19 protein-coding genes are annotated in these 26,675 nt (G+C 54.4%); all 19 read right to left on the bottom strand.

Annotated elements, in window-relative coordinates:
• Nucleotide 1: 1 nt before the first annotated feature.
• The 19 genes from tssJ to tssC all read right to left on the bottom strand — a co-directional run bounded on the left by tssJ (nt 2) and on the right by tssC (nt 26,667).
• Nucleotides 2-538 (bottom strand): type VI secretion system lipoprotein TssJ, encoded by a 537-nt coding sequence (tssJ, locus tag C3F35_RS22155; RefSeq protein WP_186279184.1) that lies wholly within the window; start codon nt 536-538, stop codon nt 2-4.
• Entirely contained in the window at nt 519-1,616 is a 1,098-nt protein-coding gene (gene tssG / locus C3F35_RS22150; RefSeq protein WP_103793606.1) for a type VI secretion system baseplate subunit TssG, read from the bottom strand. Before tssG ends, tssJ begins: the two co-directional genes overlap by 20 nt.
• The gene (gene tssF, locus C3F35_RS22145; protein ID WP_103793605.1) at nt 1,571-3,334 is read right to left on the bottom strand and encodes a type VI secretion system baseplate subunit TssF; all 1,764 of its coding nucleotides are present in this window, start codon (nt 3,332-3,334) and stop codon (nt 1,571-1,573) included. The genes tssG and tssF overlap by 46 nt, the downstream gene beginning before the upstream one ends.
• A gap of 29 nt (nt 3,335-3,363) precedes the next feature.
• Nucleotides 3,364-4,950, bottom strand: coding sequence for a type VI secretion system protein TssA (tssA, locus tag C3F35_RS22140; RefSeq protein WP_103793604.1), 1,587 nt, complete (start codon nt 4,948-4,950; stop codon nt 3,364-3,366).
• Nucleotides 4,950-8,363 (bottom strand): ImcF-related family protein, encoded by a 3,414-nt coding sequence (locus C3F35_RS22135; RefSeq protein ID WP_103793603.1) that lies wholly within the window; start codon nt 8,361-8,363, stop codon nt 4,950-4,952. The genes tssA and C3F35_RS22135 overlap by 1 nt, the downstream gene beginning before the upstream one ends.
• 20 nt (nt 8,364-8,383) lie before the next feature.
• Nucleotides 8,384-9,553: a hypothetical protein gene (locus tag C3F35_RS22130; protein ID WP_032611096.1), complete on the bottom strand. Its 1,170-nt coding sequence runs from the start codon at nt 9,551-9,553 to the stop codon at nt 8,384-8,386.
• A gap of 21 nt (nt 9,554-9,574) precedes the next feature.
• Nucleotides 9,575-10,272, bottom strand: a protein-coding gene (locus tag C3F35_RS22125) for an IS1 family transposase (protein WP_094106546.1) whose coding sequence is annotated in 2 segments (ribosomal slippage) — nt 9,575-10,023 and nt 10,023-10,272 — 699 coding nt in all. Because the reading frame shifts where the segments join, the coding sequence is not laid out codon by codon here.
• A gap of 33 nt (nt 10,273-10,305) precedes the next feature.
• The gene (locus C3F35_RS22120) at nt 10,306-11,238 is read right to left on the bottom strand and encodes a formylglycine-generating enzyme family protein (RefSeq protein ID WP_103793341.1); all 933 of its coding nucleotides are present in this window, start codon (nt 11,236-11,238) and stop codon (nt 10,306-10,308) included.
• A 38-nt stretch (nt 11,239-11,276) separates the two neighbouring features.
• Nucleotides 11,277-12,245 (bottom strand): formylglycine-generating enzyme family protein, encoded by a 969-nt coding sequence (locus C3F35_RS22115; protein ID WP_103793340.1) that lies wholly within the window; start codon nt 12,243-12,245, stop codon nt 11,277-11,279.
• A 10-nt stretch (nt 12,246-12,255) separates the two neighbouring features.
• On the bottom strand, nt 12,256-14,490 hold the full coding sequence (locus tag C3F35_RS22110; protein WP_103793339.1) for an ATPase: 2,235 nt from the start codon (nt 14,488-14,490) through the stop codon (nt 12,256-12,258).
• A gap of 16 nt (nt 14,491-14,506) precedes the next feature.
• Nucleotides 14,507-17,029 (bottom strand): type VI secretion system Vgr family protein, encoded by a 2,523-nt coding sequence (locus C3F35_RS22105; RefSeq protein ID WP_103793338.1) that lies wholly within the window; start codon nt 17,027-17,029, stop codon nt 14,507-14,509.
• The gene (locus C3F35_RS22100; RefSeq protein WP_072010717.1) at nt 17,016-17,558 is read right to left on the bottom strand and encodes a putative T6SS immunity periplasmic lipoprotein; all 543 of its coding nucleotides are present in this window, start codon (nt 17,556-17,558) and stop codon (nt 17,016-17,018) included. The genes C3F35_RS22105 and C3F35_RS22100 overlap by 14 nt, the downstream gene beginning before the upstream one ends.
• Nucleotides 17,552-18,112: a type IV secretion protein Rhs gene (locus C3F35_RS22095; protein ID WP_103793337.1), complete on the bottom strand. Its 561-nt coding sequence runs from the start codon at nt 18,110-18,112 to the stop codon at nt 17,552-17,554. Before C3F35_RS22095 ends, C3F35_RS22100 begins: the two co-directional genes overlap by 7 nt.
• On the bottom strand, nt 18,112-20,751 hold the full coding sequence (tssH, locus tag C3F35_RS22090; RefSeq protein WP_103793336.1) for a type VI secretion system ATPase TssH: 2,640 nt from the start codon (nt 20,749-20,751) through the stop codon (nt 18,112-18,114). The genes C3F35_RS22095 and tssH overlap by 1 nt, the downstream gene beginning before the upstream one ends.
• Nucleotides 20,752-20,911: 160 nt before the next feature.
• Entirely contained in the window at nt 20,912-21,403 is a 492-nt protein-coding gene (gene hcp / locus C3F35_RS22085; RefSeq protein WP_077227358.1) for a type VI secretion system effector Hcp, read from the bottom strand.
• Between the two features lie 5 nt (nt 21,404-21,408).
• A complete protein-coding gene (locus C3F35_RS22080; protein WP_103793335.1) occupies nt 21,409-23,124 on the bottom strand; it encodes an OmpA family protein in 1,716 nt (571 codons plus the stop codon).
• A 3-nt stretch (nt 23,125-23,127) separates the two neighbouring features.
• On the bottom strand, nt 23,128-23,781 hold the full coding sequence (gene tssL, locus C3F35_RS22075) for a type VI secretion system protein TssL, short form (protein WP_032611102.1): 654 nt from the start codon (nt 23,779-23,781) through the stop codon (nt 23,128-23,130).
• Nucleotides 23,778-25,118 (bottom strand): type VI secretion system baseplate subunit TssK, encoded by a 1,341-nt coding sequence (tssK, locus tag C3F35_RS22070; protein ID WP_077227355.1) that lies wholly within the window; start codon nt 25,116-25,118, stop codon nt 23,778-23,780. Before tssK ends, tssL begins: the two co-directional genes overlap by 4 nt.
• Before the next feature lie 13 nt (nt 25,119-25,131).
• Nucleotides 25,132-26,667, bottom strand: a complete 1,536-nt coding sequence (gene tssC / locus C3F35_RS22065) for a type VI secretion system contractile sheath large subunit (RefSeq protein WP_032611125.1) — start codon at nt 26,665-26,667, stop codon at nt 25,132-25,134.
• Nucleotides 26,668-26,675: the final 8 nt, after the last annotated feature.

The following is a 26,675-nucleotide window of genomic DNA, read 5'->3' as shown; positions in this document are numbered from 1 at the left end:
CTCAGTCATCCTTCAGCGGTTGCAGGGTCAAACTGTTATTGCTGGCTTCAATAATACGTGGTGTGTCCGGATCCAGTTCATCGCGGGTGATGACCAGACGCCAGGTATTGTTTTCCTGATCGGGTGCCATAAACATACCGGCCACCGCCACAAACTGCGCCGCCTCCTCCATTGGCATATCCAGCGAGAAAGATTCTCCCGGGCGCAGGCGGATATCTTTTTCTGCCACTAAATCTGCTTTAATGGCCTGGCTGTCCATGGCAAATAGCGACGGATAATCGGTGCTGTCGAAGGCCTTGCGGTCTTTCAGCTGGTAAATACGTACTACTGTCGCCAGCGACGCCCCTTTTGCGTTGTTATTCACACCTTCCCGTGCGCGGATATCCATATGCAGGGTTTTTACCTGTTTGTAAAAAATGGATTTGGTCGCCGCAACCGTGCCATCGGATATCTTCTGCGTCAGCCCACAGCCGGTTAATGTTGCCGCCAGGCACAATGCCAGCAGCGTGGCGGAGGTGTTACCCGCGGTAATCGCCATCTTCATCGCTCTCCCTTCGGTGAATGTTTTCCCGGACGCACTGATATCGCCCCAGGTTAATGGTTATCATGTCATCCCTGTTCTGCTGCGGAACCAATGGTCGCAACACTGCGGTACGCCCCACCCGGGGAGCATCTACGCTGCATGCCAGTCGTGCATCCGGCAGTAAATGCCGTGCCACGCACAGCTGCAGTCGCACATCCAGGTGTGATCCCAGATAGACGTGCAGCAGCGCCATCAGGTCCTGATGCAGTTCGCCCCCTGGTAGCCAACCGCGTACTTCATCGGGATTGTTGGTTGTCAGCCGCAACAGAATCTGACCGTTTACATCCGTCCCATAATTGCCCATTACAGGACGATGTTTCAGGCTGACGGGCTGCCGGGCACTCATGGTAACCTGCTGCTTCAGCGGAACCCGGCAGCGGTCATGGTGATACACCGCTGCACCGGTATCGGGTGCAAGCAACGTTACCAGCGAGACCGTTCCTTCCGCTGTCCTCCCCGGCAGCAGTAGCGCAGGTAGCAGCGCCAGAAAGCGTGACAGCGGCGTACCTGCCGTTGCCGCACATCCCCGAATCCCCAACCCAGCCAGCCCCAGCAGATACTGTGAGGTGTTATCCGCGCCTCCCGCCTCATAAGTCGCCGGATACGAATATTTGCGCCAGATACGGTAATACTGGGTAATCAATCGGTGGTTGAAGATGTCCAGAAAATCGCGTGCAGCTTCATACCCTTCCCGCCGTTGGGCGATATCGTCGATATAGTGCGTCGGCAGCGGCGACTCCACGCCGTACAGCCCCATAAAATTGACGCGCACTGTCGGCGGGAGATGCGAATGTTCCGGCTCAGGGTCTTCCATTCCCCGAATTTCACTGGACGGGAAACCCATCCCCGGGTGAGGCCGAAACCGGATCGGCTCCTGACGCACCTGCCAGCCACTGCCCGGCACCGGCGCAACCGGATCGATCTGCTCAAGCAGTTGGCAGAAGCGATAAAAATTCATATACGGCAGTTGCTGCCGTAACTGCGACATCATCCGGGCAGGCGCGGACTGTGCTTCTCTTTCCACCGGATACACTTCCCTTCTGGCTGAACAATAAGCGTGAGCTGGTTAAACTGATTCATGTCGGCATACAGCGCGAAAAAGCGGTTGAGCATTTCGCCAAACAGATGCACATCCCCTTCGCCGGTAAAACCGTTGCTGTCGAGCGTGACCTCTACGTCCAGGCCGCGCAGCAGGAAGCCATCTTCAAAGCGCTGGATCCGGTGGTGCCTGACGTCCAGAATGGCATCCAGACGACGGTTGTTGAGTTCATCATCGAGCCAGTTGTAAAGCGACAGCGTGCCGCGCAGCACCTCTGCGCTACTCATCATATTGAGAAAACGGGTTCCCAGATGGCTCATCACCCGCCAGTGGAAGCGGTCTTCTGTCGGCGGATAGGCGGGCAACGTCGGTTTGCACAGATTACGTACCGTGAACGGCGTTTCGCTTATCTGTTCGCAGCGGTCCAGCAGCGTACTCTGCAGTGCACGGCGCGGCAGCTGACCATTGGTCCCGGTGATACGCAGCGATACAGTCTCCCGAGTCAGCAGCCGGTCAGCCTCCCACTGCTGTCCACCGAGAACAAGCCAGGTGTCGTGCATACCGGTAACGCCCCGCTTCACGCGGGTATGGTAATAGCGCTCCGGTGCGTGGCGGCGCATCATCCCGCCCCGGTGACGGAAGCTGGTAAACGGCACGTAACGCGCATCACCGGTTCGCCCGGAGCCGGTTACGCTGTCGACGGAATAAATTTCCGTGTGTCCGTCCTGAAGCCGTTTTGGTCGCAGTAAATATTCGCTTTCCAGTCCGCTGATGGTCAGCGGGTCAGCTTCCAGGGTGAAAAGGTTAATCACCGGTACGCAATGCAGACGCAGGGCGCTGTCCGTCACCGGCAAATCACTCTGCCACATCTGGCTGAACACCACTTCGATGTCAAAATGGGTGATACCCGTCGGAAGCGTCATGTTTTCCAGCCCGTTGAGGTGCACGAACATAAACTTCTCGCGGAAGGAAAAATACTCCAGCAGCAACTGCCAGCCGCTGAACGCGCTATCGCCTTTAGGCCACAAACGGTCTTGTTCTCCGAATCCACCCGGCGAAAAATAACCGTCCAGCTTTATACGGTCATCCTGTCCCGGCAGCCGGATGTACAGTGCCACCAGGCGCTTCGTCAGCCACAGGTGCAGGGCGCTGCCTGTTACGGCATCTTCTCCCAGATAAATCGGCAGCCGCGTCAGGTCTGTCTGCTGCCAGTCTGCCTGACCGCTACAGGAAAAGCGGACGCGCAGGACTGAGCGTCCGTCCGGTTCCGCGGTCATGGTGACAGCCGATACCGCAACCGGGTTCAGCGTCACGTCCCGGGTGGTGCGGTAGCGGCAGACGGTGTTCTTCGGCCCCACAGGACGGGAACTGATTTCCAGCCCGGCGGGGATAACTTCGGCCATTTTCATGGCTGGCAGGTCCGGCGTCAGCGCCACCACCGACAGCGATGGGATGGTGCGTAAATAATGCGGCCACAGCATGCTAACCAGCCCTTCCGTCAGCTCCGGCAGATCGTCATCAATCTTTTCGCGCAGGCGGCCAACGGAAAACGCGAAGCCTTCAAACAGGCGCTCCACGTACGGGTCGGGCGTGCCCGCCTTGTCGAGGTCGAGCATCGCCGCCCGGTCGGGGTGAGTTTGTGCAAATTCTTTTGCCGCTTCACGCAGGTAGCGCATTTCGGCGTCGAAATAGCGCAGGGTTAAATCGTCCATTGAGTTTCCTGGGTCTTGCAGAATAAGGGTCAGCTACAGAGCACGGCGGCCCTGCCGGGATCGATGGCAATCATCCCGGCCAGCAGGTGATCCATTTCTGGTTGAAGGCGAGCTTTGTCGGTTTCACTGCGTGCAGCTTTTGTGCGCAGCAATTTTAGCCGCCTGGCCTTTACCTCAAACAGCAGTTCAGGCTCCCAGTGGGTGAGCGTAAGGGTTGTCGAATGAATGTCCAGTTCAGCCAGCAGATGCAGTGCCAGCTCGTTTTTGCCAGTCTGTTCGGCAATGCGCGCCATCAGCAGGCGCAGTAGCCAGCGTTCGCGTGAGGTGGTCATGCCAGGGCGGTTTTGCAGCCAGGCCAGCGCTGCCTCCGTCCCTTCGCTGTCGGCAAGCGTTAGCGCTTCCGGCTCAAGTTGCAGGATGTCTTCCCCTGCCGGAGCTATGGCCACGTGATTCTCCTGCCAGCCCGACGGATCATCCGTTACCTGCTGTCTTATCCAGTTCAGGGTCACCTCATCGGCGAACGGCGTGCCGTCGTTAAACGCCAGCGTCTCCAGCCCCGGCAGGCGGGACAGCAGCCCCTTCAGGTCAGACTGGATTAGCGCGGCTTCCGCTTCCTGCCCAGATTTCTCCAGCGCCTGATGCAGGTACCACTGCACGTCCAGCCACAGATGGTTCGCCCCGCGCGATAGCAGGCTGTCCGCCTCCTCCATTAGCTCGCGCCAGCTCTGCTGCAGGTACAGCCGTTTCAGCTGTGCACGCTGGTCCGGCTTTGGCGGCTCAATGCGGGTTTTACCGTCAGATGAGAGGGGCGGTAACTGGTGCAGGGTGTCGTGACGCAGGTTCTTTATAAGCCGGTGGGCAGAGAGCCAGCCAGCCGGCTGGCTTCGCAGGTACTCCGCCAGAATGCGCGCCTGCGACAGTAGCTCCTGGCCTGATGCAATTCCCGTCAGTGACGGTACGCTGTCGGATGACGGTGTGACGTGGTGACTCCCGCTGACGTTTTGCGGTACGACCGCGTCCATGCCGCCGGATTTCTGCAGGCGGCTTTCCAGCGCGCCATAGAGCGCGCCGTACTGCGGGCGTTCTACTTCATCAGTTTGTACGGAACACTGTTCCAGCAGCCACAACGCACCGGCGGTGCGTTCAGCTTCGCGCTTTATTACCTCAGGATACAGAGAAAGGCTGTCCAGCATCCGGCTGCTCCCCAGCCATTCCAGCGCCGCTTTTCGGCTGCGCTCCCGCTGCGGGTGAAGCTGTGCGCCATACCGCTTCATCAGGGCGGCAAGCAGCTCCAGTCCGTCAGCCAGTCCCGCCTCGCCGTCACGGTGCAGCCGCGCCCAGACGTAATACGTGGCCACGCGGATATCCTTTGTGGCCGTGATCAGCAGCTTTTCAGCAAGCTGGCAAATAAGCTCCGTGTCCATGCCGGAGAGCTTACCCACCTCTTCGCGCATCAGCTGAAAATCGTCGTCATAGCCGGGGTCATCGCCCGTGGAGTTGTCGTCAGAGACGGGCAGCAGCCAGTTGTTCCACAGAGCAAGCCGGGACTGCACCTGCGCCGCCATCGTATCTTTCTCCAGCTGGCAGGCCGCCATCAGGGTTGTAATGGATGCCATTACCAGTCCTCCTTTGCGATATCATTGTCATCAGAAAATACCGTCACATCTTCCATCGGGTTTGTAACAGTAAAAATGGCCTCTGGCAGCGTAAAATTACGCAGCTTTAGCAGCGCCAGCGGGCCTTCTCCGGCCTCCGTGCGCAACGTATAGTTCAACGCTCTGCCGTCCGGCGCTTTCCAGTTCAGGCTCCAGCTGCTGCCCGCCCCGGCATACGCGCTGACCGTGGCCTTGTCCAGCAGCCGAATCCAACCCCACGCCCCTGACATATCCGCGTACTGCCGGGTGCCAGCCTGCGTACTTATCCAGCTCAGGGCCGCCCCCGGTGCTTCGGTGTCCGCCGGCCAGCTGAAGCGCTTCCAGGCAGGCATCTGGTTCATGTAGACCAGCTTCTGGCTGTCTATAACAAGGTCCGTCTGCATCACGCCATCCGCCGTGCCCGGGCGCAGCTCAAAGTGCAGCCCTGCCTCACCATTGGTAAACACCACGTCCGAGATATGACTCAGGGTGTTTATCGCCTTAAGAAATGCCGGGTCAAAGGTCAGACCCTGCGCATTGATGCTATCCGCCGTCCAGCGGCTCCCTTCCTTATGGAGCACACCGTTGAGCCGGGTCTGTAAAAAGCGGGCGATGCGCCCGGAATCGCCGTTCAGGTATTTCGCCAGTAGCGGCAACGAGACTTCGCTGCTGACATCCTTAAATGGATAGCGTCCGCCAAAGGCAGTATTCCAGTCGTCCACCACCGCGCTGCGCCACTGGGCGTTAAGGCTTTCAGCTGCGGGCGCGAGCACTTGCTGCCAGGCCTGCTCCATCGGGCGGACAAACACCGTCTGCCCGAATCCACTCCACTCCTGCCCCAAGCCTGCCGCCACCAGGCTGCCATAATCCCGGGTTTCGGTTAAGTCCACCGCTTTACCCTGGAAAACCGTCTGCGCCAGCGCCTGAGTCATCGCCTGCGGGTCGGTGGCATTTGTGACCTGCTGAAGGCGCAGGCGCACCTGGGTGATACGGGTCAGGAAAGTCTGGAAGCTTAGGTCAGTATTCCCGGCCCCTTTCGTCTGACTGCCCATCAGCGCCAGTACCGGACCAAAGGTTGCATCCAGTGGGCCGTGTGCGCCGACCTGCTGGTCTATAGCGGCCTGCTCATCACGGTTAAACAGGTTCTTCGCCGATTTCACCAGCGAGTCGGAAAGGGCCTCGCCAGTCTGTCCGGTGCGCCCCTGCACGCTTACCGTGTTCATCAGTGCCACTAACGGTGACTGGCGCACATCGGCCATCAGGGTAAGCTGGTCAATGGCGTCCGACAGCGTGGCCGCGGGCTGGAGCCGCAGGCTGTTGAGGAAGTCGAGCCAGACACCGCCGAAATCAGCAAAGTAGCGCTCTGTCAGGCGGGCCTTTAGCGCCTCCGGAGAGGTCTGCTGCGCAGCTGGCTGCCTGCTGTCGCTCAGCACCCAGTCCATCTCATCACGGCGCTCCGCAACCACTTTTTCAATGGCGGGCTGAACGGCCTGCTCCCACGCCTGACGGGTGAACATTCCCGGCACCACTTCATTGGTGGTGAACAGGCGCGACACATCCGTATCGCCGGTCATATCCGACAGATGCAAGTCGGCATACTGGTTCGCTACTTGTGCCAGCATTTTCTGATACAGCGTGGATTCGCTGTTGCGCATCCCCATCTGGCGGACCAGCAGCGTGCGCACCTGGCTTACCAGCCCGTCATCAGAATGCAGGCGCCACGCCGGATGGGCTGGCAGATTAGCCCCGTAAAACCGCAGCAGCGAGGCACCGGTACCCTGCCAGACACCATCCTTCACTCCTGGACGCTGGGGCCAGTTCTGCATCAACGCCCCGGAGAACCAGGCCGCATCCATCCGCTCCGGACGCGCAAGCATCAGGTATAGCTTCAGCTGTTCCCAGGCCGTTCGGGTCATTTTCTCCCGCAGCGGACTGTCCGGTGGCAGTTGTACATAGGCATTCAACTGCTGCTGAAGATGAACCGCAGCCGCATCGCGCAGCAGCGGTATCGCATTTTCGGCATAGCGCGGAAAGAGCGCCGCCATCAGGGCATCGTTCTGGCTGAGGCCGCCGCGCGTATACCAGGGTGCGCCGCGATCAGCACGGTACTGAAGGCGGGAAAGGGTTTTCTGCAACTCTGAGAGCGCATACAGACGTGTCGCCAGGGATTGCTTCTCCGCGGAAACCAGTTGGACCTGCTCCTGTGCCCTCGCCACCAAGCTGCGGTTGACGGTAAAGGAGGCCGCCATGGTTATAGCCCATCCGGCCATCACAAGAATCACGGCCCCTGCGAGTACCTGCCGGGCGGTGATGCCGGGCTTACGCGGGCGCAGACCCGCCGGGAGCGACTGCACCGAATCAGTAATAATGTCCCAGCGGTTATCCTTACCCCAGTGGTGTTTCACGCTGCGTGCGGCTCCCACTGACGGCGGGCTGAACACCACGCCCGCCAGCGGAAGCGGACGGTACGGATTAAGTAGGATCGACAGCGGCTCTGTCACCGTTTCCGGCACGCGTGAGAGCTGATCGGCCAGGCCCAACAGAAAGTTGTGCTGCACTTTCGCGCATATCTGCTGAATGCCCTGCGTGACAAGTCCTGGCGTTAGGGTGGCAAGCTGGCTGCTCAGCCCTTCAGCACGACAGTCGGGCGGCAGCAGACAGCCAACGGGCTGGGTGACCCGACCGGCCTGTTGCCCGGTGCGGGAGTGCAGCGACCAGACGTACAGCGGCAGTTTCCAGCCGAGAGCGGTATAGCGCGCACTGAGCGATGCGGCAAGCGTGTCCATCGCATCTGGAGTGAGTACCGGCGTGGCATTCTCAGTCGGTGAGTCCAGCTGTGATGTGACCCACACGATCCCGTCGACCGGGCAGCGGCGCAGTTTACGCAGCGCGGCCAGCCAGTCGGTGTCTGCCGGGGTATTCAGGTCTCCTCCCCACAGCAGCAGCGTGCCCTTGTCTTCCTGCCAGAGTTCCTGCGTGAGTTTCGGGGCGAGCTGTTCGGCATCGGTGACGCTGCCGGTTACGAGCAGGATGCGGAGCTTGCGGGACCAGGTGCGGCCATAAGTATGATGAAGATACAGGTGAATACTCTTGAACACCTCACAATGCTTTTTTCTGTCAATAAATAATATTTCCTCCCGATGATGACTTTTATCTGATAATTTCCGAAGCTGCTGGATAAAGCTCTGCGAGATGAGCCACTGCCATAATCGGACAAATAGATCGTCACAGAGCAAAATAAATAAGCAAACCCCAGCTACAGCCAGAGATACAATCAGTTTTTTCTCTGTAGTAAGAAGATGAACGACAGGATTTTCAGTCCATATAAGAAATCCACCGATGATCGAAATCAGAAGGATAATTAACCATGTACTGAGCCGCTTTTTCTTTTCCACATCACAATCCTTGCATGATATTAAGCCGGACGGATAATCGCCATTTGCGTGCTTTTAGCGCTAGTTATCAGCCATTGAGCCAGCCCCGATGCGACAGCGTGTTCACAGGCGCAAATTAATGTGATATTCCCCACTGCTGCCCCCGGTCTGCCAAAAGTATCCTCCAGTACCATTTCTCCTTTTTTTTCAGACAGGAGTGCCGATTTATCCATTGCAATGAGAGCCTCAGCAAGTACGCTACTTTTTACCTGAGCCCGCCAGAAGAACCAGGGTACCGCTGGAGTTATTTTTCCCCAAAGGGCTACTTCTGCCACGTCCTCTTCCGGAGTGGAGATCCTAACCGGACGATGTATCCACGTTTGCGGCATTACACGATAGCGCGTCAGCCATGCCGAAGAGGCCAGCAACAAAGCTGATACAGATTCTGCCTGCTGATCGCGTGCTTGAAGAAATAAATTACTTTCAACAGAAAGGACAAGCGCATCATCCTGTCTGTCCAGCCATTCATCGATCCACATCAACCCATTGTTGTCAGTACTGACATTGATATCAGTGACGGGACATGAAGCGGGAAAAACCTTCTGCCAGACGGCGAGAATTTGTTCACTGTCCAACACGCCATCATGATGAATACGAACAAATAATTTTCCGGTAAACTGAATCAACTCACTATGCAATTGCCCGATAACAGTTGTTAATATTGATTCCAGTCGAGTCAGGTAATCTTCTTTAGGTAATAGAGGAAGAGATGCAGTTGTTATCGTAGACTGAATTTCTGGCAAATAGTGCGTCTGAAGCCCACGTCCTCCTCGTAAAAGCGCTACAGCAAGTTTATTGTTGGCAACTGGCGTGACGTAACTCATTCCCAGCATACCCACAGCCTTCTGACCCAGTGAAATTTGCGCTTCATACTGTTTTTGATATAGACGGTTCCAACAGAGCACGCTATCGCGTTTATTCTCATAGCGGCGTAACCGTATGATGTATCCTGTAACCCCAATGGATAAAGGCAACATCAACGTACAAAACCAGAACCATTCAGAACGTGTAGGAAGATATTTAGGCCACAGAGTCGGAACTACAACCACGCCAGCAATTACACACAGAACAATCGCAAAGAGCCAACGTAATTTATTTGGAGCAACAGGCAAGGGTTTTTCTTCTGGAATTTTTTTTATATTAACAGGCACGAATTAGGTAATGACTCCAACTTACTGATAGTGTTTTATGTTCAGATAATGCCCGATGACCTTGTCATGCAGCTCCACCGATTTTGAGAACGACAGTGACTTCCGTCCCAGCCTTGCCAGATGTTGTCTCAGATTCAGGTTATGTCGCTCAATGCGCTGAGTGTAACGCTTGCTGATAACGTGCAGCTTTCCCTTCAGGCGTGATTCATACAGCGGCCAGCCATCCGTCATCCATACCACGACCTCAAAGGCCGACAGCAGGCTCAGAAGACGCTCCAGTGTGGCCAGAGTGCGTTCACCGAAGACGTGCGCCACAACCGTCCTCCGTATCCTGTCATACGCGTAAAACAGCCAGCGCTGACGTGATTTAGCACCGACGTAGCCCCACTGTTCGTCCATTTCAGCGCAGACAATCACATCACTGCCCGGTTGTATGCGCGAGGTTACCGACTGCGGCCTGAGTTTTTTAAGTGACGTAAAACCGTGTTGAGGCCAACGCCCATAATGCGTGCACTGGCGCGACATCCGACGCCATTCATGGCCATATCAATGATTTTCTGGTGCGTACCGGGCTGAGAGGCGGTGTAAGTGAACTGTAGTTGCCATGTTTTACGGCAATGAGAGCAGAGATAGCGCTGATGTCCGGCAGTGCTTTTGCCGTTACGCACCACGCCTTCAGTAGCGGAGCAGGAAGGACATCTGATGGAAATGGAAGCCACTGGAGCACCTCAAAATCACCATCATACACTAAATCAGTAAGTTGGCAGCATTACCTCTCCCTCGTTAGCTGGATCTGAGTCAAAACGAAAAATAGTTGCGCCACGCCTTGGCCCGGAAAAATCCTGTGAGCGGATTACTTTTGTATAATTTCCGTAAATATCTTTAAAGACGGGTTTTTCCGGCCCCTGCGGATCTTTTACCGGTGAGTCTTTATAATAATCAGGATCGTACCAGTCCTTTATCCACTCCCAGCCATTACCGGCCATGTCGTAAATGCCTAAAGGATTTGGCGGCCTTGCATCTCGTGGCATTGGAGACAATATACCTAAACGAGTGCCTTGCTCCCGGGCGAAAATTTCACGATCATCCGAAGTGGTGATATTGATGCCCTTACGTTCTTTTATCTGTATAGTTCCATCATCGGTAGGAACAATAACAAACCTTCCGCGACTACGTGCTGCATATTCCCATTGTGCTTCGGTAGGTAAAGAGAAAGGCAATTCAGTAATGACAGCCAGCCATTGACAATATTTTTCCGCCTCAAACCAGTCAACATGCGCCGGTGTCTCAGGCGTCATATTTTTCTCGTGCCAGCGTTGTCCGTTTCGGAATCTCAAATCAACGTCTCTTCCGGGTAAATTGTTATAGGCCAGACAGAACTGATATTCTTTGTTGCTTGTTTTAAATTTACCTATCGAATAGCCTGTTAGTTCGACTTTATGTAACGGTTTACTGTGCTGTCTGGCGTCATAAGGTAAATGTTCCGGTCCGTATTGCTCGCCATAATCACCCATCAGAAATTCACCGCCTTCAACATAGACAAGATTTTCTTTGATCTCAGCGATAAAACTTGAGAGTTCTGCCCCTGGCTTCTCCGGAACTTTTGCCACCTGTTTCTGCTGGTCGCAGGAGACCAGTGGCAAAACAGTTATCAGAATTAATCCAGCTCTGTAAAAAGCACTCATTTCAGTTTCCTTACTTCATTAAGCTGCTATCCGCATCGTTATTTAATCGGATCTGCGCTGTTTACCACGCAACGTACCGTCTTGTTGGTGGGAAGATATCCCTTGTTGGCAGGATCTGAAAAAAAACGGAAAATAGTTGCGCCACGCCTTGGCCCGGAATAATCCTGAGAACGTATCACTCTGGTATAATTACCCCGACTGTCTTTAAACATGGGTTTTTCCGGCCCCTGCGGATCTTTTACCGGTGAGTATTTATAATAATCAGGATCGTACCAGTCCTTTATCCATTCCCAGCCATTACCGGCCATGTCGTAAATACCTAAAGGATTTGGCGGATAAAGATTACCGGGCAACGGAGAAAATACACCCAGTGACGTACCCATTTTTTTTGCATACTCTTTGCTATCGCTCTCCCAGGCCACATTACTTTTATCACCTTGTTCAATACGTATAGTGCCATCGTTAGTGGGAACAATAACAAACTTCCCCCTGCTACGCGCAGCATATTCCCACTGTGCTTCTGTAGGTAACGAAAAAGGTAATTTTGTAATGGTCGCCAGCCAGCGGCAATAATTTTCCGCTTCAAACCAGTCAACATGCGCCGGTGTTTCAGGCGTCATATTCACTTCCCGCCAGAGTTTTCTGATTCCGGAACTCAAATTAATATCTCTTCCGGGTAAATTGTTATAGGCCAGATAGAACTGATATTCTTTGTTGCTTGTTTTAAATTTACCTATCGAATAGCCTGTTAGTTCGACTTTATGTAACGGTTTACTGTGCTGTCTGGCGTCATAGGGTAAATGTTCCGGTCCGTATTGCTCACCATAATCACCCATCAGAAATTCACCGCCTTTAACATAGACAAGATTTTCTTTGATCTCAGCGATAAAACTTGAGAGTTCTGCGCCAGGCTTCTCCGGAACTTTTGCCGCCTGTTTCTGCTGGTCGCATGAAATCAGCGGCAAAACTGCCAGCAACATTAAACCTGCTCTTATTGCATCTTTCATATATACCTTTTTAAATTTCAATAACGTTACTGTCGCTTACAGGGCTAAATATCATGGATTTAGGATAAAAAAGATTATTCATCCTGTATAACTTATAAAATGCAGTATTATTCATGGCAAGCGCATAGCCCCAGGAAGGTCTCATCTTTAACCTTTTGTATATTTTATCCATTTCTTTATCCTTGTTGACTCCCTCCTGCAAAAACTCTTTTAGCTCATTTATTTTCCTTTGAGCAACCATGTATCTTAATGCAGCATTACCTGAAGCTAAATCACTCCCGTCTACGTTACAATGGCTAAAAACCTGAAACCATTCACGTTGAGTTTGGATGCTATCCAGGATGGTTAATATAGCCTCTTTACGATCATGATAAATATCAAGCATAACCCGATTATCTAAATCCCTGTGATCGTTAAAGCCATGACGCGTGAGTAAATAAATTAAGATACCCTTAGCCTCAGGGGTTATTTTTAATAAATACTTAGGATTAGATAAAATACGATTAGCAATTTCGTTCCTTTTTTTCGATTCAACCATACCTTTTTCGAACGAAGTGACAAATTCAGCGAACTCCAATTTAATGTTATCCACATCCGCTTGAAAAGTTTTCAATTCTGCCTCGAGTTTATCTTTTACCTCGGTTAAATATAAAACACTTATCTTTGTAAAAGCCTCAAATGCACGTTCTGAAATCACCTCAAAAAAAGAATAATCAAGGCCATATAGCTGGTAAACCAACCAGGACCCAAAATCGGAAAGTTTATCGTAGTCAACTTCTGCTTCAAAAGAACCTTTGGCACCTGCGCCTAAACACAGGCTAGCGGCAATGCTGAAACAGAAGCGTCCATTGATAAAGTCACACTGAAATTTACCACCAGCACCAAATCCCACCATTCCGACTATCGCTTCTGTAATGGAACAAAAGTCAACAAATTCGGCGGCCTCTTTGGCGTCATCTCCTGTTTTTCCCTGATGGACCGTTAGCTCTACAGGCTGCAACCACTGAACCCCACCTTTCATTTTAAATTCTGCACGGGCCCCGGCAAATATTTCAGCACTGGCAGATGCACCTTCTTCGTTTTTTTCTCTGGCTCGATGAAACGCGGCGCCTGTAGAAGAATGTCGATTACTGAAACGAGGCAGGCGCCCTTCACGATCCCCTATAATTACCTGTTTTGCGCCAATGGTTGTTACCTGGACTTGTGCCTCAACCTGTAGTGATGCCCCCGCAAAACCGATAAGAGATGTCTCCAGATACATTCGCCACATGCCCATATTGAGAACTTTAGTCTTTCCGGGAGGAGGCAACATCTTCAAAGCCCAACCAATACGATCCGGCATAAAAAATTTTGCACTGGCCGTTCCTGATGCAACTGACAGAACTGTGCTATGCTCACCTTTAATTGTTAGTTTTCCGTTATAGGGATCCCATTCTCCTGATGCGCCAGTATTAGATGTAAAACGCAAAAATTGTGCGCCAAGGGATACATCAATGCTCTGACCGATTTCCTTTTCCATTAGCAAACTATTGTTCCAGGAATCAGCCCATTCACATAATGTCTTATCTATCTTACCAATATCTTTGACTTCAAATAAAACAACCCCTTTATTTTCAGCTTCAATTTTCCTTAACTGTTCTTTTATTTTTTGTGTATTTATACTTTTTATATTTCCATTCTGATCACGATTAAATATGCTTTCTTTCGCAGAAGCACGGTCACGCCCGCGTATACTGACCCGGTGTATATTTCCAGTACCCAAATTGTCAATGTAAGATTTTTTTACATATACATAACGACTCCCGATACCCTGACGGGCTCCTTGTTGTTTTTTTGTTTTTATCGGTATCAGCTCGACAATATCTTTGTAACCAGTACCTTCTGATTCAAAATCTCCTAGCTCTTTTTGTAAATCTTCTTTCTTATCTGCTAACTTTTTTTCCGCTTCTGATATATTAGCTTCAAGCTGAGGAAGTTCAGCAACTCTGTCAGGATGAGACATAATTTTCCCATAAGCTTCAATTGCCGATGAATATATCTCTTTTGCTTTATGAACTTCATCCACCAATATCATTAGCTTTTTGGCATGTTGCTCCAGATCAAATGCAATTTTTTCATTAAGAAGGATGAGGTCTTCTTTTTCAGCACTAAAATAAATCAATGTTGATTCGTGATGTGCTACAACAGCACTCTCTTCTTTTTTATTTAACGTACCTTCGGCAACTGGAGCTTCCTGCTCATTCATAGTAAAACGTCCTTATTTATTCAAAAAACAATTTAATAGATTTAGAATCAAATCCATAATGGCATTGTGTGTAACCATTTTCGTCAGTCATACCACGAAGGGTTGTGCCTTCACTAGTTTCTATGCGATAGGATATAAACGCTTTTGGTTGGTTTGTATTTTTATCTAAAATCTGGAATCGTTCATTCATAGGGTATTTAAATTGAGGATCCTCAACCACCATAGGTTGAAGGTTTTTTTCAAGTGAAGATGCTCCCCCCCATAATATGCTGGCGCTTTTTAGATCAATTTTTCCGGGCGCACCAATTTCAACAGAGCCATTTTTAATTTTTATATATGCCCCCCCAGTACTGGTCAGGGTTATTCCCTGCGCAGCATTCAATACTATTTCATCATTAATGCTATTAAGATTCATAGATTTATCAGACTGAATACGTATCGCATCTGTTTGTGCTTGTATGTCTACAATGCCTCTGGCAGCAAATAGCTTTACACCCATTTTCTGAGCAAATAAACTTATCGCCTCGCCTGCCGCGACGGTTAGCCTTTTGAAAATACTCATATCTATATTTTCGCCTGCTGTAGCCGTCAATGTATGCCCGGACGACAACTGGATATTTTTGGGCGTTGTTAATGCAATTCCTGCTGGTGCTGATGCCAGAATCCCCGCCTCTTTTAACTGGTTCAGAGCCTGGTTGAGTTGATGTTGTGATGAACGGTCCGCATTAAGAGCCCCAGACACCGCGACACTTTGAGCCAGCGCAGTAACTAGTTCTAACGCACTTTGTAATTGTGCAACAGCGGCGGCCATATCAAGGGTTTCACCTTGTGCATTTGGCTGCACATCACCACTGATAAAAACACCCTTTCCACCACGGATAACTCCCCACGAGTCAGTTCTCAGCTCAAATCCTTCCCCCCGCGGTTTCTGCCCGGCATCCACGTTATGTCCCAGATTCAGCTGCGTCTTGCCACCATACTCGGTACTGAGCTTGATGTGCTCCTCGCCCCGCTTGTCTTCCATCCGCAGCTTGTTGTTCGTCGGCGTGCGGATCACGTTGCGGGTACTGTTTTTCTCAGTCACATGGTCCACATGGCGGGAGTCGTGTAGGGCATGGGCGATATACGGACGATCCGGATCGCCTTCATGGAAGGCAATCGCTACTTCTGTCCCTTGAATTAACGGGAAGTGGAAGCCGTACACGTCACCGCCGTAAGGTTTGGCCAGGCGCACCGGCATGCTTTCCTGGCCCTGGGACTTGTCATCCCGGTCGGCGTCAAATTTCACCCGATAGAGACCGGATGCGTCCTGCCATGCATAGATATCATTCGCCTTTGCGCTGGTGACCCGCGCAGTCATGGTGCCGGTCACCTTCGGGCGCGGCAGTAGTGGCGGACGCCAGCACAGCGTCTCGCTGTAGGGAACCGCCAGTAGGGTTACCTGGAGTGCGTCCTTACGGCTGGCAGTGAACCCGACGGCGGTAAGCAATAACGGCTCCTGGAGTATTTCTGGCAGCGTCGGTGGCAGGCTGTCGGTGATGGTCAGTACCTGAGCCGGGGCAAGCATTACATCCGTGCTTTTACCGGTGATGCGAACCTGCTCCGCCAGAAAACGTTCATGGTCGAGGCGGGCATAAAAGTTGGCCGTTTCTGCCTGCGGCTCAAACTTGTCGCCGCGCTCAAGGTGGCGCAGCCGGTAGTGATACACCTCGCCATAGGTCATCCCCTCGCCGTCGCCCCGCGTCATATCGGCCGGGGCGGACTGGAGCACGCTTTGCGCGTCACGGTGGTTGTAATCTTTCGCCGTGACGTTCGCTTCCACCACGTTGTGGGCGACGTTAAGCCCCCACACCGATTCCGCGCCGCTGTCGCTCATCCCGGACGGGCTGTTCACCGGAAGTCGCTTGCCGAAAATTAGCGCCCGCTGCGCGTCGGCAAAGTGCACCACTTCCGTCTGGGCATCTTCCTGTAAAGTGAAGAAGTAGAATATCCCCACTTCCGCCAGCAGGCGCTGAATAAAGGCCAGGTCGCTCTCCTGGTACTGGTTTATCTGCTCGCGCTTCGGGTAGCTCTGCTTCAGGTTAAACTCGTACTCCCAATCGTGCAGGCCGTGCTCCTGCAACACCTGCTCCACCACCTCCGGCACCGATTTATTGACGAAAAAACGGTGGGAGCGATGCTGCTTGTCCAACAGGGAGAGAAAAGGTTTTAGCGTGATACGGTATAGCGTCTGGTCTGCAGAGCCGGACAATCTTCGGAAATCAGTAATAACACCGTGTACTTTTTTCTGCTCCGTCAGAGTCTCAAGTAAACCGCCGCCCATTGTCAGAGTGGCCGGCTTACGCAGCAACTGGCTGGCATCAAGATATTTGTTTGTACTGGTAAAAATAATGTCGTAACTGTACATCCGGCTCATGCTTTCAGTTCCACTGAACTCTTCAACGTCCAGGGGCGACGAACAAGAGGGAATATCAAGCCGGTAGCGATTCAGTGTTCCTGATGCAGATAAAACGCTCTGCAGCGCATCAGTCAGATTCATTATTATTCATTCCATGAACAGATTTAAAAGGGGGTTCGCAGGAACCATAATGCCTGCGCTGATCATCCTGAGCATTATTGTTGCTCAACTCTCCATAAGGCCTCACCGCTTCCATGTCAGTAAGCGGAATAGCGAAAATACATTTGTTATGAATTTCTATCCCGGCGACCATTCTGCGCGGCGTGTCCTCATGACGTTTTGAACGCAGGACATAGCTGATTATATATTGCCCCTTATCCGGAAAAAGATAAAAAGATGGGGGGAGACACAGATAGCTATTTTCTATTCTTAGAGCCGGGCGAAAGATAATATTCTCCTGGCTCGGCAGAGTCCCTCTTGGATTAATTGCAATATTGACCGGTTGGTAGTCTTCTGCATCCGGCACAGCAAAACAGATATTCCCCCCCATAATGCTGACTGTTGTTTCTTCGTCGAATCGCCATCGATCCCCAGGACATCCCGTCAGTAAAGGGAGGGAGAATAAAAAAAGAAATGCTGAAAAATGATGTTGCCGGCCAATTTTTACCATGGAAACCCCCGCAACGTATTTTGATACAGTTGCCGGATAATCGGCTCGCTGATATTCCCATCAAGCGTAATGACATCCTGATCTCTGAGATCACACCATTTTGTGTATCCTTCAGCATTCAGAATAAAATGGTCAGCGATAATTTGTGCCTGCTGCTCCATAGGGTATTCACTCAAATAAGGGCTATCCAGTACATAGTGGTAACTTACTGCCCAACTGACCAGGCCCCGCCCGATGACATTCAATCCCTTTTCTCGCTGCCAGACATGTGCCATTTCATGGATAAACATATGCTGATAGAAAGGAACAGTGTGTGAATAATCTTCCCGGTAGTGCTCGCGGAAATAAATTTCTCCATTCGGAGCTATCGCCGTATATTGATCCTGCAACCCAAAAGGAAGATAACTGTCAAAATGGATCCAAACTTTATGATAAGGGATCGTTGATCTGAATACAGACTTCGCTAGCGCGATCTCTCCTGAAGTCAGTAACCGCAGCGTTCCTTCTTTCTTATCCTTTTTTTCTTTGTCCTTTTCTTTATCGTGGATGGTCATTATTCGCCTGCCTGCCGTAACTCTATGACAATCCCCCCATCTTCATCCCAGCCCAGCGTCAGGCACTGTGGCTTCTGCCCCGCCGCCATGTGCGTCAGCAGCTGCTGGCTCAGCACCGGCAAAATCTGCTGGTTCAGCAGGCTGTCGATGTTGCGCGCCCCGGTATCCGGCAGCAGGCAGGCGTCCGTCAGCGCGTCCATCAGGCTGTCGGCAATCACGGTTTTCATGCCATAGTGGCGCGCCAGGCGTTTGCTCACCTGGTTCAGCTTCATGCCAACAATGGTACGCATCGCCGCCTGGCCCAGCGGGCGGTAAATCACCGTCTGGAAGCGCGCCAGCAGCGCGGGCTGGAAGTGTTCCCGCAGGATCGGGCGCAGTAATTCGTGCAGATCGCCGTCGGTGGCGTCCGGCTGTTCCTGTAAAAGCAGCATCAGGTGATCGCTGCCGAGGTTCGAGGTCATCAGGATCACCGTGTTGCGGAAGTCGATTTCGCGCCCCTCGCCGTCGCGCATAAACCCGCGGTCAAACACCTGGTAGAACAGGTTCATCACGTCCCGGTGCGCTTTTTCAACTTCATCGAGCAGCACCACGCTGTACGGGCGCTTGCGCACCGCCTCGGTAAGGATACCGCCCTGACCGTAGCCCACGTAGCCCGGAGGCGAGCCCTTGAGCTGGGAAACCGTGTGCGGCTCCTGGTACTCGGAGAGGTTGATGGTAATCAGGGATTTTTCGCCGCCGAACAGCTCGTCCGCCAGCGCCAGCGCGGTCTCGGTTTTGCCGGTGCCGCTGGTGCCGACCAGCAGGAACACGCCCTGCGGGCCGTTCTCCGGCGCGAGGCCGGTTTTGGCGGCGCGCAGGCGCTGCGCAATGGCGTTCAGCGCCGCGTCCTGGCCCACCACGCGTTTCGCCAGATTATTTTCCAGGCTCAGCAGCTCCGTCTGCTCATCCTTCATTAATGAGGAGAGCGGCACGCCGGTCCAGTCGGCGATCACCGTCGCCACGGTGCGGGTGTCCACATCCAGCCCCAGCAGCGGATTGCCCTGGTGCACGGCGCTGAGCTGTTCCTGCAACGCCGCGATTTCTGCCTGGCGGGAGATGTCCTGGCGGCAGGCCAGCAAGTCTTCCGTGATTTTCATCTCCTCGCCGTACCGGGTTTCCAGCGCGTCGAGTTCGAGGATGATGCGGATCTCCTCCTGCTCAATCGCCGCCAGGCGCTCGCCGTGGGAGGAACTTCCTACCGCGATATCCTCCATCAGCGCCTGCTTTTCCATATCCAGCGCGGTGAGCTGCGCCTTCATGTGGGTCAGCGGCTCGGGCACGGTGTCGAGGCTCATGCGCACGCGCGCAGAGGCGGTATCCAGCAGGTCCACCGCCTTGTCCGGCAGCTGGCGGCCCGTCAGGTAGCGTCTTGAAAGGGCGACAGCAGCTTTTACCGCTTCATCGGTGATATGCACCCCGTGGTGTTCGGCGTAGCGGGACTTCAGGCCGCGCAGCATCAGGCAGGCGGTGTCGTCGTCCGGCTCGTCGACTTTTACCATCTGGAAGCGCCGCTCCAGCGCGGCGTCGCGCTCGAAGTACTGCTTGAATTCGCTCCAGGTGGTGGCGGCAATGGTTCTGAGTTCCCCGCGCGCCAGGGCGGGCTTGAGCAGGTTGGCTGCGTCCGCGCCGCCCGCCTGATTACCTGCCCCGATGATGGTGTGGGCTTCGTCGATAAACAGCAGCACCGGCAGCGGCGACTGCTGCACCGCCTCAATGATGTTTTTCAGGCGCTGCTCGAACTCGCCCTTCACGCCCGCGCCCGCCTGCAGCAGGCCGAGGTCGAGGGTGCGCACGGAGACAGGCTTCAGCGCGTCCGGCACGTTGCCCTCACTGATGCGCAGCGCCAGGCCTTCCACCAGTGCGGTCTTGCCCACCCCCGGCTCGCCCACCAGAATCGGGTTGTTCTTGCGGCGACGGGAGAGAATATCCACCATCTGGCGGATTTCATTGTCGCGGCCGAACACCGGGTCGATTTTGCCTTCGCGGGCGCGGGCGGTGATGTCGAGGGTAAACTTGTCCAGGGCGTTCTGCAGCGCCGGGCTGAGCTCTCCTTCTTTTATTTCCGCATTGACCGGACGCCCCACAAACGCCACGTCATCACTGTTGCTCAGCGCCGCTTCCTGCTGTACTTCTTCGCGCTCGTCAGACTGCGCATCCAGCAACCCACGCAGGCGCTCGAGCTGACTTTGTCCGGTGGTGGTCAGCGGCCACAGGCCGTCGCAGCGAACCAGCGACGGCTTTTCCACCACAGCCATCAGCAGATGAACGCTGCGGATCTGCGTTTCACCCGCCAGCGAGGCATGCAGCCAAGCGTTCTGCATCAGTGTCTGCAGACTGTCCGAGAGCTGCGGACGGCTGCGCACCGAACGCGGGAGTTTATCCAGAAAGGCCAGCAAACCCTGCCATACCGCATCCATATCCCACTCGTAGCGGCGGGCAATCACCGTGATGTCCCCCTCGCCCTGTTCCAGCAATTTCAGCAGCCAGTGCTCGGGCAGAATTTCCGCATGCGCGCGGGTCTGACACAGGGAGGCGGCGCCTTCCATCGCGCGGGCGCAGTAAGGGTTGAGACGACGTAACAGAACGGCTGGATTTTCCATGAGATTCTCTCTTTATCAGGTCCGGGCACGCTACCGCCCCTCGCTGTTTACTTACCAAAGCGCATCAGGTCAGGCAGGCGGATTGTGTGTGTTTTTGCTGAGCGTCCGCGAGGCAGGCGCTCAGCAAAAAAAGCAGACGGAAAACCGTCTGCCCGGGTCATTACGCAGTGGTACGTTCGTTCCAGGAATCGGAATGAATGATGTTGCCGTCTTTATAGGTCCAGGTGATTTTCTCGTAGCGCAGCTCAATCTGCTCCAGATGGTTGTGCTTCTCGAAAGCCGGATCCTTGATGTCGTGCATCTTCGGATTCACCTTCACCAGCTTCACGTTCTCAAGCTTCGTGTTGAAATACTCCACTTCCTGGCCGGCGTCGTTGATTCTGTACCACCTGAATTCGGCCGATTTCAGGGTCTGACCAGTGGTCACTGCCTTGTAAAGGTACGGGCTGGAGGAGTCGATTTCTTTGGTAAAGAGGAATGGCGTATGGATACGCGTGCCGGTCAACTTGCCGGTGTTATTGTCGGTCGGGATGTACAGGTTATGCTCCTGTGCAACAACTTCGATGCTGCCTTCACGGTCTTTAACGTCCACGGAACCTTTAATGTCCGCACCGCCGTCGTCTTTCAGCCACAGATAGACAGGAATTGCCATGTTAATTACTCCATTTTAAGTTTTGATACGTCATCATCCTGAGATGACGCGGGGGGGTTGCCCGGTAACTGGCAGGCATTTGCCTGTGGCACCAGACTGATTTCGACACGGCGGTTAAGCGCCCGGCCTTCCGTTGTCTCATTTGTTGCGACCGGGCGGCTTTCACCATAGCCCTGTACTGCAAAACAGCTTTCCGGTACGTCACCGGTATCGCGCATCCAGTCCCGGACAGACTCAGCGCGTTTCAGGGACAGTACCTGGTTGGATTTGTCATCGCCGGTGCTGTCGGTATGACCAGCCACCACAATCAGCCAGCCGGGCTTCGCCTTTATATCCACCAGCGAGTTCACCAGCAGTTTTGTCGAGCCAGGTTTCAGCGCCCATTTGCCTGTGTCGAACAGCGACATGCTGTCGAGGCGGACGGTCTGCGGGCCCTGCACGACTTTCTTAATTACCGGACGCGGTGGCAGTGGCGGTGCCCAGTCACTAATGGCCGCTTCAACTGGGGGGATCAGCCGCATCCCCTGATACAAACCCAGCCCGTAACGCTGCGGTTCGCCGCGACGTAACCAGTTGTCCAAAAGACGGCTATCCGCACGCAGGCGCTGCTGAGCCTGCAGTTTCGGTGCGGGCGGCGTGCCGCTGAGACGGTGATAGACGGCAAGGTGGTCACCCACGCTGCGTACCAGGCGCTGGTTATTAATAAAGGAGGCCAGCATTGCCAGCGCGAGAAAAACAAAACAGATAGCACCGGCCAGCCGGGTATCCTGCATCCGACGGCTCACGCCGTGATGGCGTGGCAACGACGCCAGTAACACATCAGGCAACGGTAACAAGTCATCCGCTGCGCCACATGACGGAGGTAATGTGGTTGTTCCTGCTATCTGACGCGACCAGAGGTTTTCCGATACCCCGGCTACAGGAGTCAGACAGATGCCAACAGCACAGAGATTGCAGGCGGGGAGTTCCTCCTGACGCGTGCGAAGCGGCCGAAAGAGAAGCGTGTTGCTCAACCTGAGCACGCTGTCGAGCCATAGCGCATTAGCCAGACGGACGTCATCCCCCACAGCTTCCTGCTGCCAGCCAGTTACCGGCAGGGCAACCTGGCCGTTCTGGCGAGCACGTATGCCAGGCAGGTCAGGCGTGACGGTAAACCACAGCACCTCATCCGAATGCTGAACAGGCGGTGACACCCAGACCACACCCCAGATAGGCGGCAGGCCGTTTAGCCAGGTTCGGCACTGGACGATACTGCGTCGCCAGTGGCGAAGCGCCTGCGCACACGTTTCTTCTGAAATGTGCTGTTCCGGTGTCATCGCCAGCATTACCGAAACCTGTGACACTAGCGCCGGACGAACAGCAGCCAGATGCTGCGCCAGCAGCGGCAATGCCTCAGCACTCTGTACCTGCAGATACCAGCCGTGGCAAGTTTCACGCCAGACCGTGTTACCGGAAAACAAGGAGGTGGTATCGCCGCATACCAGCACCACCGCACCCTGAAAATCTTCCGGCGGCAGGCTGTGCTCCGTTATCGTTTCACTGATGGCCCGGCACTGCAGATGCAGCCGCCACTGACGCCAGAAAGCCACAACGCCCGCCAGCAGAATACACAGGCTCAACGCGAGTCGACTGCTGGTCGAAAGTGGCCAGAATCCCAGCACCAACCACAGCGCCAGAAGAAGGGCTAACGCCGTGAGCAAACCACGGGAGAGTTCACGCATTCGCTAGCCCTGCCCTGCAATCCGGGCCACCATCTGAGCCAGGGATGATGAGAAGATAAGCCACAGCGCGGCAAGCACCACGATACCTGCAGCCCAACCCAGCCAGTACAGCCGTCGTCCGCTGCGCAGGCGCGATGCCCGCACAACTACCGGTGCGTCCTCAGTCAGCGCAAAAGGCGGCACGCGTTCGCTGAGTGCACGCACCACGTCCTCCCGCCGTTCGTCGTCCTGATCACGGTACTGGCCGACAAAGCCCAATTGCAGGGTCCGGTACAGGCAGGTCAGCACCGCGTTATCTGGCGCGGGTTCACGCAGAACGGTGCGGATAAGCTCCCACAGCTCTTCCCCTGCATTCAGGGTGCTGAAGAACCGCGCCTGTAACGGATCCTTGCGCCACTTACGGTAACCATCGTCCTGTCTGTCGCGGTTCAGCACGCTCTCATCCAGCAGGGCGCAATAAGCGTAAAGCATGCGATCGCAAGAGCCAGCACTGTATCCCCCGTCCGTTAAAGCCTCGCGGGCCTCCGCGACCCAGCGGCAGGCGCGACGGTAAAGCGCATCACCGTCCTGAATCTCCTGCCCGCTGCGCAACTGGCTGACCATCAGCCAGCCCGGATAAAACGTTTTATTGATCAAATCCAGATTCATCATGTTCATGAGCGCAGCACCGCAAACAGTTCCAGCTTCACGTCACCGAGCGACTCCGGCGTATAGAAGGTACAGTTTCCGGCATCCAGCATCGCGCGGGCCGCCGCAGTAGAAAGATCGAGCGCAAAATACTGGTTTTCCAGACGCACCGGGATGGCTGCCGGGACGTGGCTCAGGGGTTTAATCACCATCCCACTCAGTGCAATGTTAACGACTTCAGATACGTCGTCATGGCTACCCGCCTTGCACAGCTGAGGGAAGCGCGTCTGCAGTTCGTGGTTTGGCATGGAGGAGCGCACCGAGAGATAGAAGTCTGCCCCTTCACGCAGCCTCGCGTCGTGCAGTCTGCCGCGCCAGATTTCTCTGTCCTCGCCCTGTTCGAGCGAAATGGCAACAACGCGGGACGGCAGGCTAGCTTCCAGCAGACGATCCAGCAGGGTAAACAGCGGCGGAAATACATCTTCCGGGGTATCGTGCCGGTAGAGCGGGATATCGTCGGCGTTATGTTCGAGAGAAAAGGTCAGCAGACTACCGGCAAGCCTTGCCAGTTCACGGTACAGCAACTCGGGATGGCGGGATGGTGTCTGGTGCAGCTCCGTCAGCACCGGCTCCGCACTGTTGAGCGCATTCAGCAGCCAGAACAGGGAGACATCCGCCACTGCGAAGTCCGCCATCCGTTTATTACTTTCCCGTCTCATCGCCATCAGACGCTTGCGGCGGGCCTGCAGGCGGTGCAAGAGTTCACCCAGTTCGCTGACCAGCGCAGGACTTGCCGACAGCGAAAGCATTGGAGGAATGAAATCTCTGTCCAGGCTCCACAGCCCCTGCACATTACGGGTGACTCTGGCCACCGGACAGGTCAGATAGGCTGCATTTTCCTGGGTGGAGAGACGCAGCGTCAGCGCATGACGCAGTACTGCCAGATCGCTGCGCTCATGGCCAGCCAGCTCCTGGACTGTCACTCGCTCTGACTGCCAGCGACGTGGACGGGCACTGTCGCACCCGTCGTCCAGATTACCGCCATTCGCACTAAGCAGCGGCAGGCACAGCAGCACCTCAACACTCTCCAGCCCTGTCGCGGATAAATCACAGACCGGCGGCAGGTTATCCGCCAGGTCTGTATCTATCAGCGTGCCATCCGCAAAGCGTACCGCCATACGGACGGCATTAAGCCTTGCGAGTGTGAGCGCGCTGTCATCAAACTCCGCACACAGCACACCCCAAGGGTGCGCCAACATCATCCGCGCAACGGTATCCGCAACGTGTGCATCCCAACGTGACTGCTGCTGGAACTGCTGCGGGGCCAGAAAGGCCCCGTCTTCCCATAACGGGCGAAAGATTTTCATCCCTGCTCCTGCCTTATGCTTTCGCTTTCGGCATCTGGCTGACCAGCGACAGGTTCACGTCCATCCCTTCCACCTGGAAGTGGGGCACGGCATACAGACGCACGCGGAAGAAGCCAGGATTGTCCTCGATGTCTTCTACCACTACCTTCGCATCGCGCAGCGGGTGTGACGCCTGCAGTTCGTCGCCCGGATCGGTCATTTCCGTCACCAGCCCTTTCACCCAGGTGTTCAGCTCCAGCTCCAGCATGCGGCGGTCCTTCGTCGTACCGATGTTCTCGCGCTGGATAAGCTTCAGGTAGTGCGCAATACGCGACAGCAGGAAGATGTACGGCAGGCGCGCGTTGATACGGCTGTTGGCGGTCGCATCGGCGGTGTCGTACAGCGCTGGTTTCTGGGTTGAGTTGGCTGAGAAGAAGCAGGCGTAATCGCGGTTTTTGTAGTACGACAGCGGAATGAAGCCGAGATTAGCAAATTCAAACTCGCGGGTTTCCGGGATCATCACTTCAGAAGGGATCTTCACCTGGTTGCCGGTACCCAGATCGTACAGATGGATCGGCAGGTCTTTCACTGCACCACCGGCCTGCGGGCCACGGATCTGCACGCACCAGCCATTGTTGATGAAGCTCTTAACCATGTTAGAGGCGAAGGCAAATGATGCGCTGGTCCACAGGTATTTCTCGTGATCCGGCCCTTTTACCTGTTCAACATAGTTAAAACTACGCACCGGCACGGTATCCGGGCCATAAGGCAGGCGTCCCAGCACGCGCGGCATCACCAGCCCGATATAGCGGGAGTCGTCGGTATCGCGGAAGGATTTCCATTTGATGTACTCGGCACGGTCGAAATAGTTGCCGATATCTTTAATGGCAGCCACTTCTTCCATCGACTCTTTCAGGAAGAATTTCGGGCCGACGGAGCCGATAAACGGCATATGCGCGGCGGCAGACACTTTGGAGATATTACGCAGCAGCGCAACGTCCTGCGGGCTGGCGTCAAATTCGTAGGAGGAGATGACCGAGCCGATCGGTTCGCCGCCAGGGGTGTCGTACTCGGCGGTGTAGGTGTGCCAGTAAAGACCGCTCTGGATAAGCTCCGGCGCATCTTCAAAGTCCTGACGCAGATCGTCTTTCGACACATCCAGAATTTCTGTTTTGACGTTCTGACGGTAGTCAGTGTTGTCGACCAGCTGTTTCAGGCCGCGCCACAGGGACTCCACCTTCTGAAATTCCTGATGGTGCATCACCGCATCCAGCTGGCGGCTGATTTGATAATCCAGCTCCGCGATGTGGTGATCAATCAGCGTTTTGTCGAGTTTTTCCACTGGCTGACCGGATTTACGGATACAGTCCATAAACACCTGCATCGCGGCTGTCAGGCGTTCACCTGCAGAAGCATCAGCGAGCGCAGCATCATCCAGAAACGCATTAATATCCCCGAGGCTCGATGCCGGGGTGAGGTTGATTTTTTCAAACAAGGAGGCGTAAACGCCCTCTTTTTCCAGTACGGTGGTTTGCCCCTGAGCAGAGCCAGTTTCAGTATTTACAGACATCAGCATAT

The sequence above is a fragment of the Leclercia sp. LSNIH3 genome (assembly GCF_002935105.1).
GTDB classification, from domain to species: domain Bacteria; phylum Pseudomonadota; class Gammaproteobacteria; order Enterobacterales; family Enterobacteriaceae; genus Enterobacter; species Enterobacter adecarboxylatus.
This window is presented reverse-complemented; position numbering and strand designations above follow the sequence as displayed.

Bases quoted from the DNA above. Each gene is read 5' to 3' on its own strand.
- tssL (WP_032611102.1), bottom strand. From the start codon at position 23,781: ATGAACATGATGAATCTGGATTTGATCAATAAAACGTTTTATCCGGGC.
- tssK (WP_077227355.1), bottom strand. From the start codon at position 25,118: ATGAAAATCTTTCGCCCGTTATGGGAAGACGGGGCCTTTCTGGCCCCG.
- tssF (WP_103793605.1), bottom strand. From the start codon at position 3,334: ATGGACGATTTAACCCTGCGCTATTTCGACGCCGAAATGCGCTACCTG.
- C3F35_RS22110 (WP_103793339.1), bottom strand. From the start codon at position 14,490: ATGAATGAGCAGGAAGCTCCAGTTGCCGAAGGTACGTTAAATAAAAAA.
- tssH (WP_103793336.1), bottom strand. From the start codon at position 20,751: ATGGAAAATCCAGCCGTTCTGTTACGTCGTCTCAACCCTTACTGCGCC.
- C3F35_RS22100 (WP_072010717.1), bottom strand. From the start codon at position 17,558: ATGGTAAAAATTGGCCGGCAACATCATTTTTCAGCATTTCTTTTTTTA.
- C3F35_RS22105 (WP_103793338.1), bottom strand. From the start codon at position 17,029: ATGAATCTGACTGATGCGCTGCAGAGCGTTTTATCTGCATCAGGAACA.
- C3F35_RS22095 (WP_103793337.1), bottom strand. From the start codon at position 18,112: ATGACCATCCACGATAAAGAAAAGGACAAAGAAAAAAAGGATAAGAAA.
- C3F35_RS22120 (WP_103793341.1), bottom strand. From the start codon at position 11,238: ATGAGTGCTTTTTACAGAGCTGGATTAATTCTGATAACTGTTTTGCCA.
- tssA (WP_103793604.1), bottom strand. From the start codon at position 4,950: ATGGCATCCATTACAACCCTGATGGCGGCCTGCCAGCTGGAGAAAGAT.
- tssC (WP_032611125.1), bottom strand. From the start codon at position 26,667: ATGTCTGTAAATACTGAAACTGGCTCTGCTCAGGGGCAAACCACCGTA.
- tssJ (WP_186279184.1), bottom strand. From the start codon at position 538: ATGGCGATTACCGCGGGTAACACCTCCGCCACGCTGCTGGCATTGTGC.
- C3F35_RS22080 (WP_103793335.1), bottom strand. From the start codon at position 23,124: ATGCGTGAACTCTCCCGTGGTTTGCTCACGGCGTTAGCCCTTCTTCTG.
- C3F35_RS22115 (WP_103793340.1), bottom strand. From the start codon at position 12,245: ATGAAAGATGCAATAAGAGCAGGTTTAATGTTGCTGGCAGTTTTGCCG.
- hcp (WP_077227358.1), bottom strand. From the start codon at position 21,403: ATGGCAATTCCTGTCTATCTGTGGCTGAAAGACGACGGCGGTGCGGAC.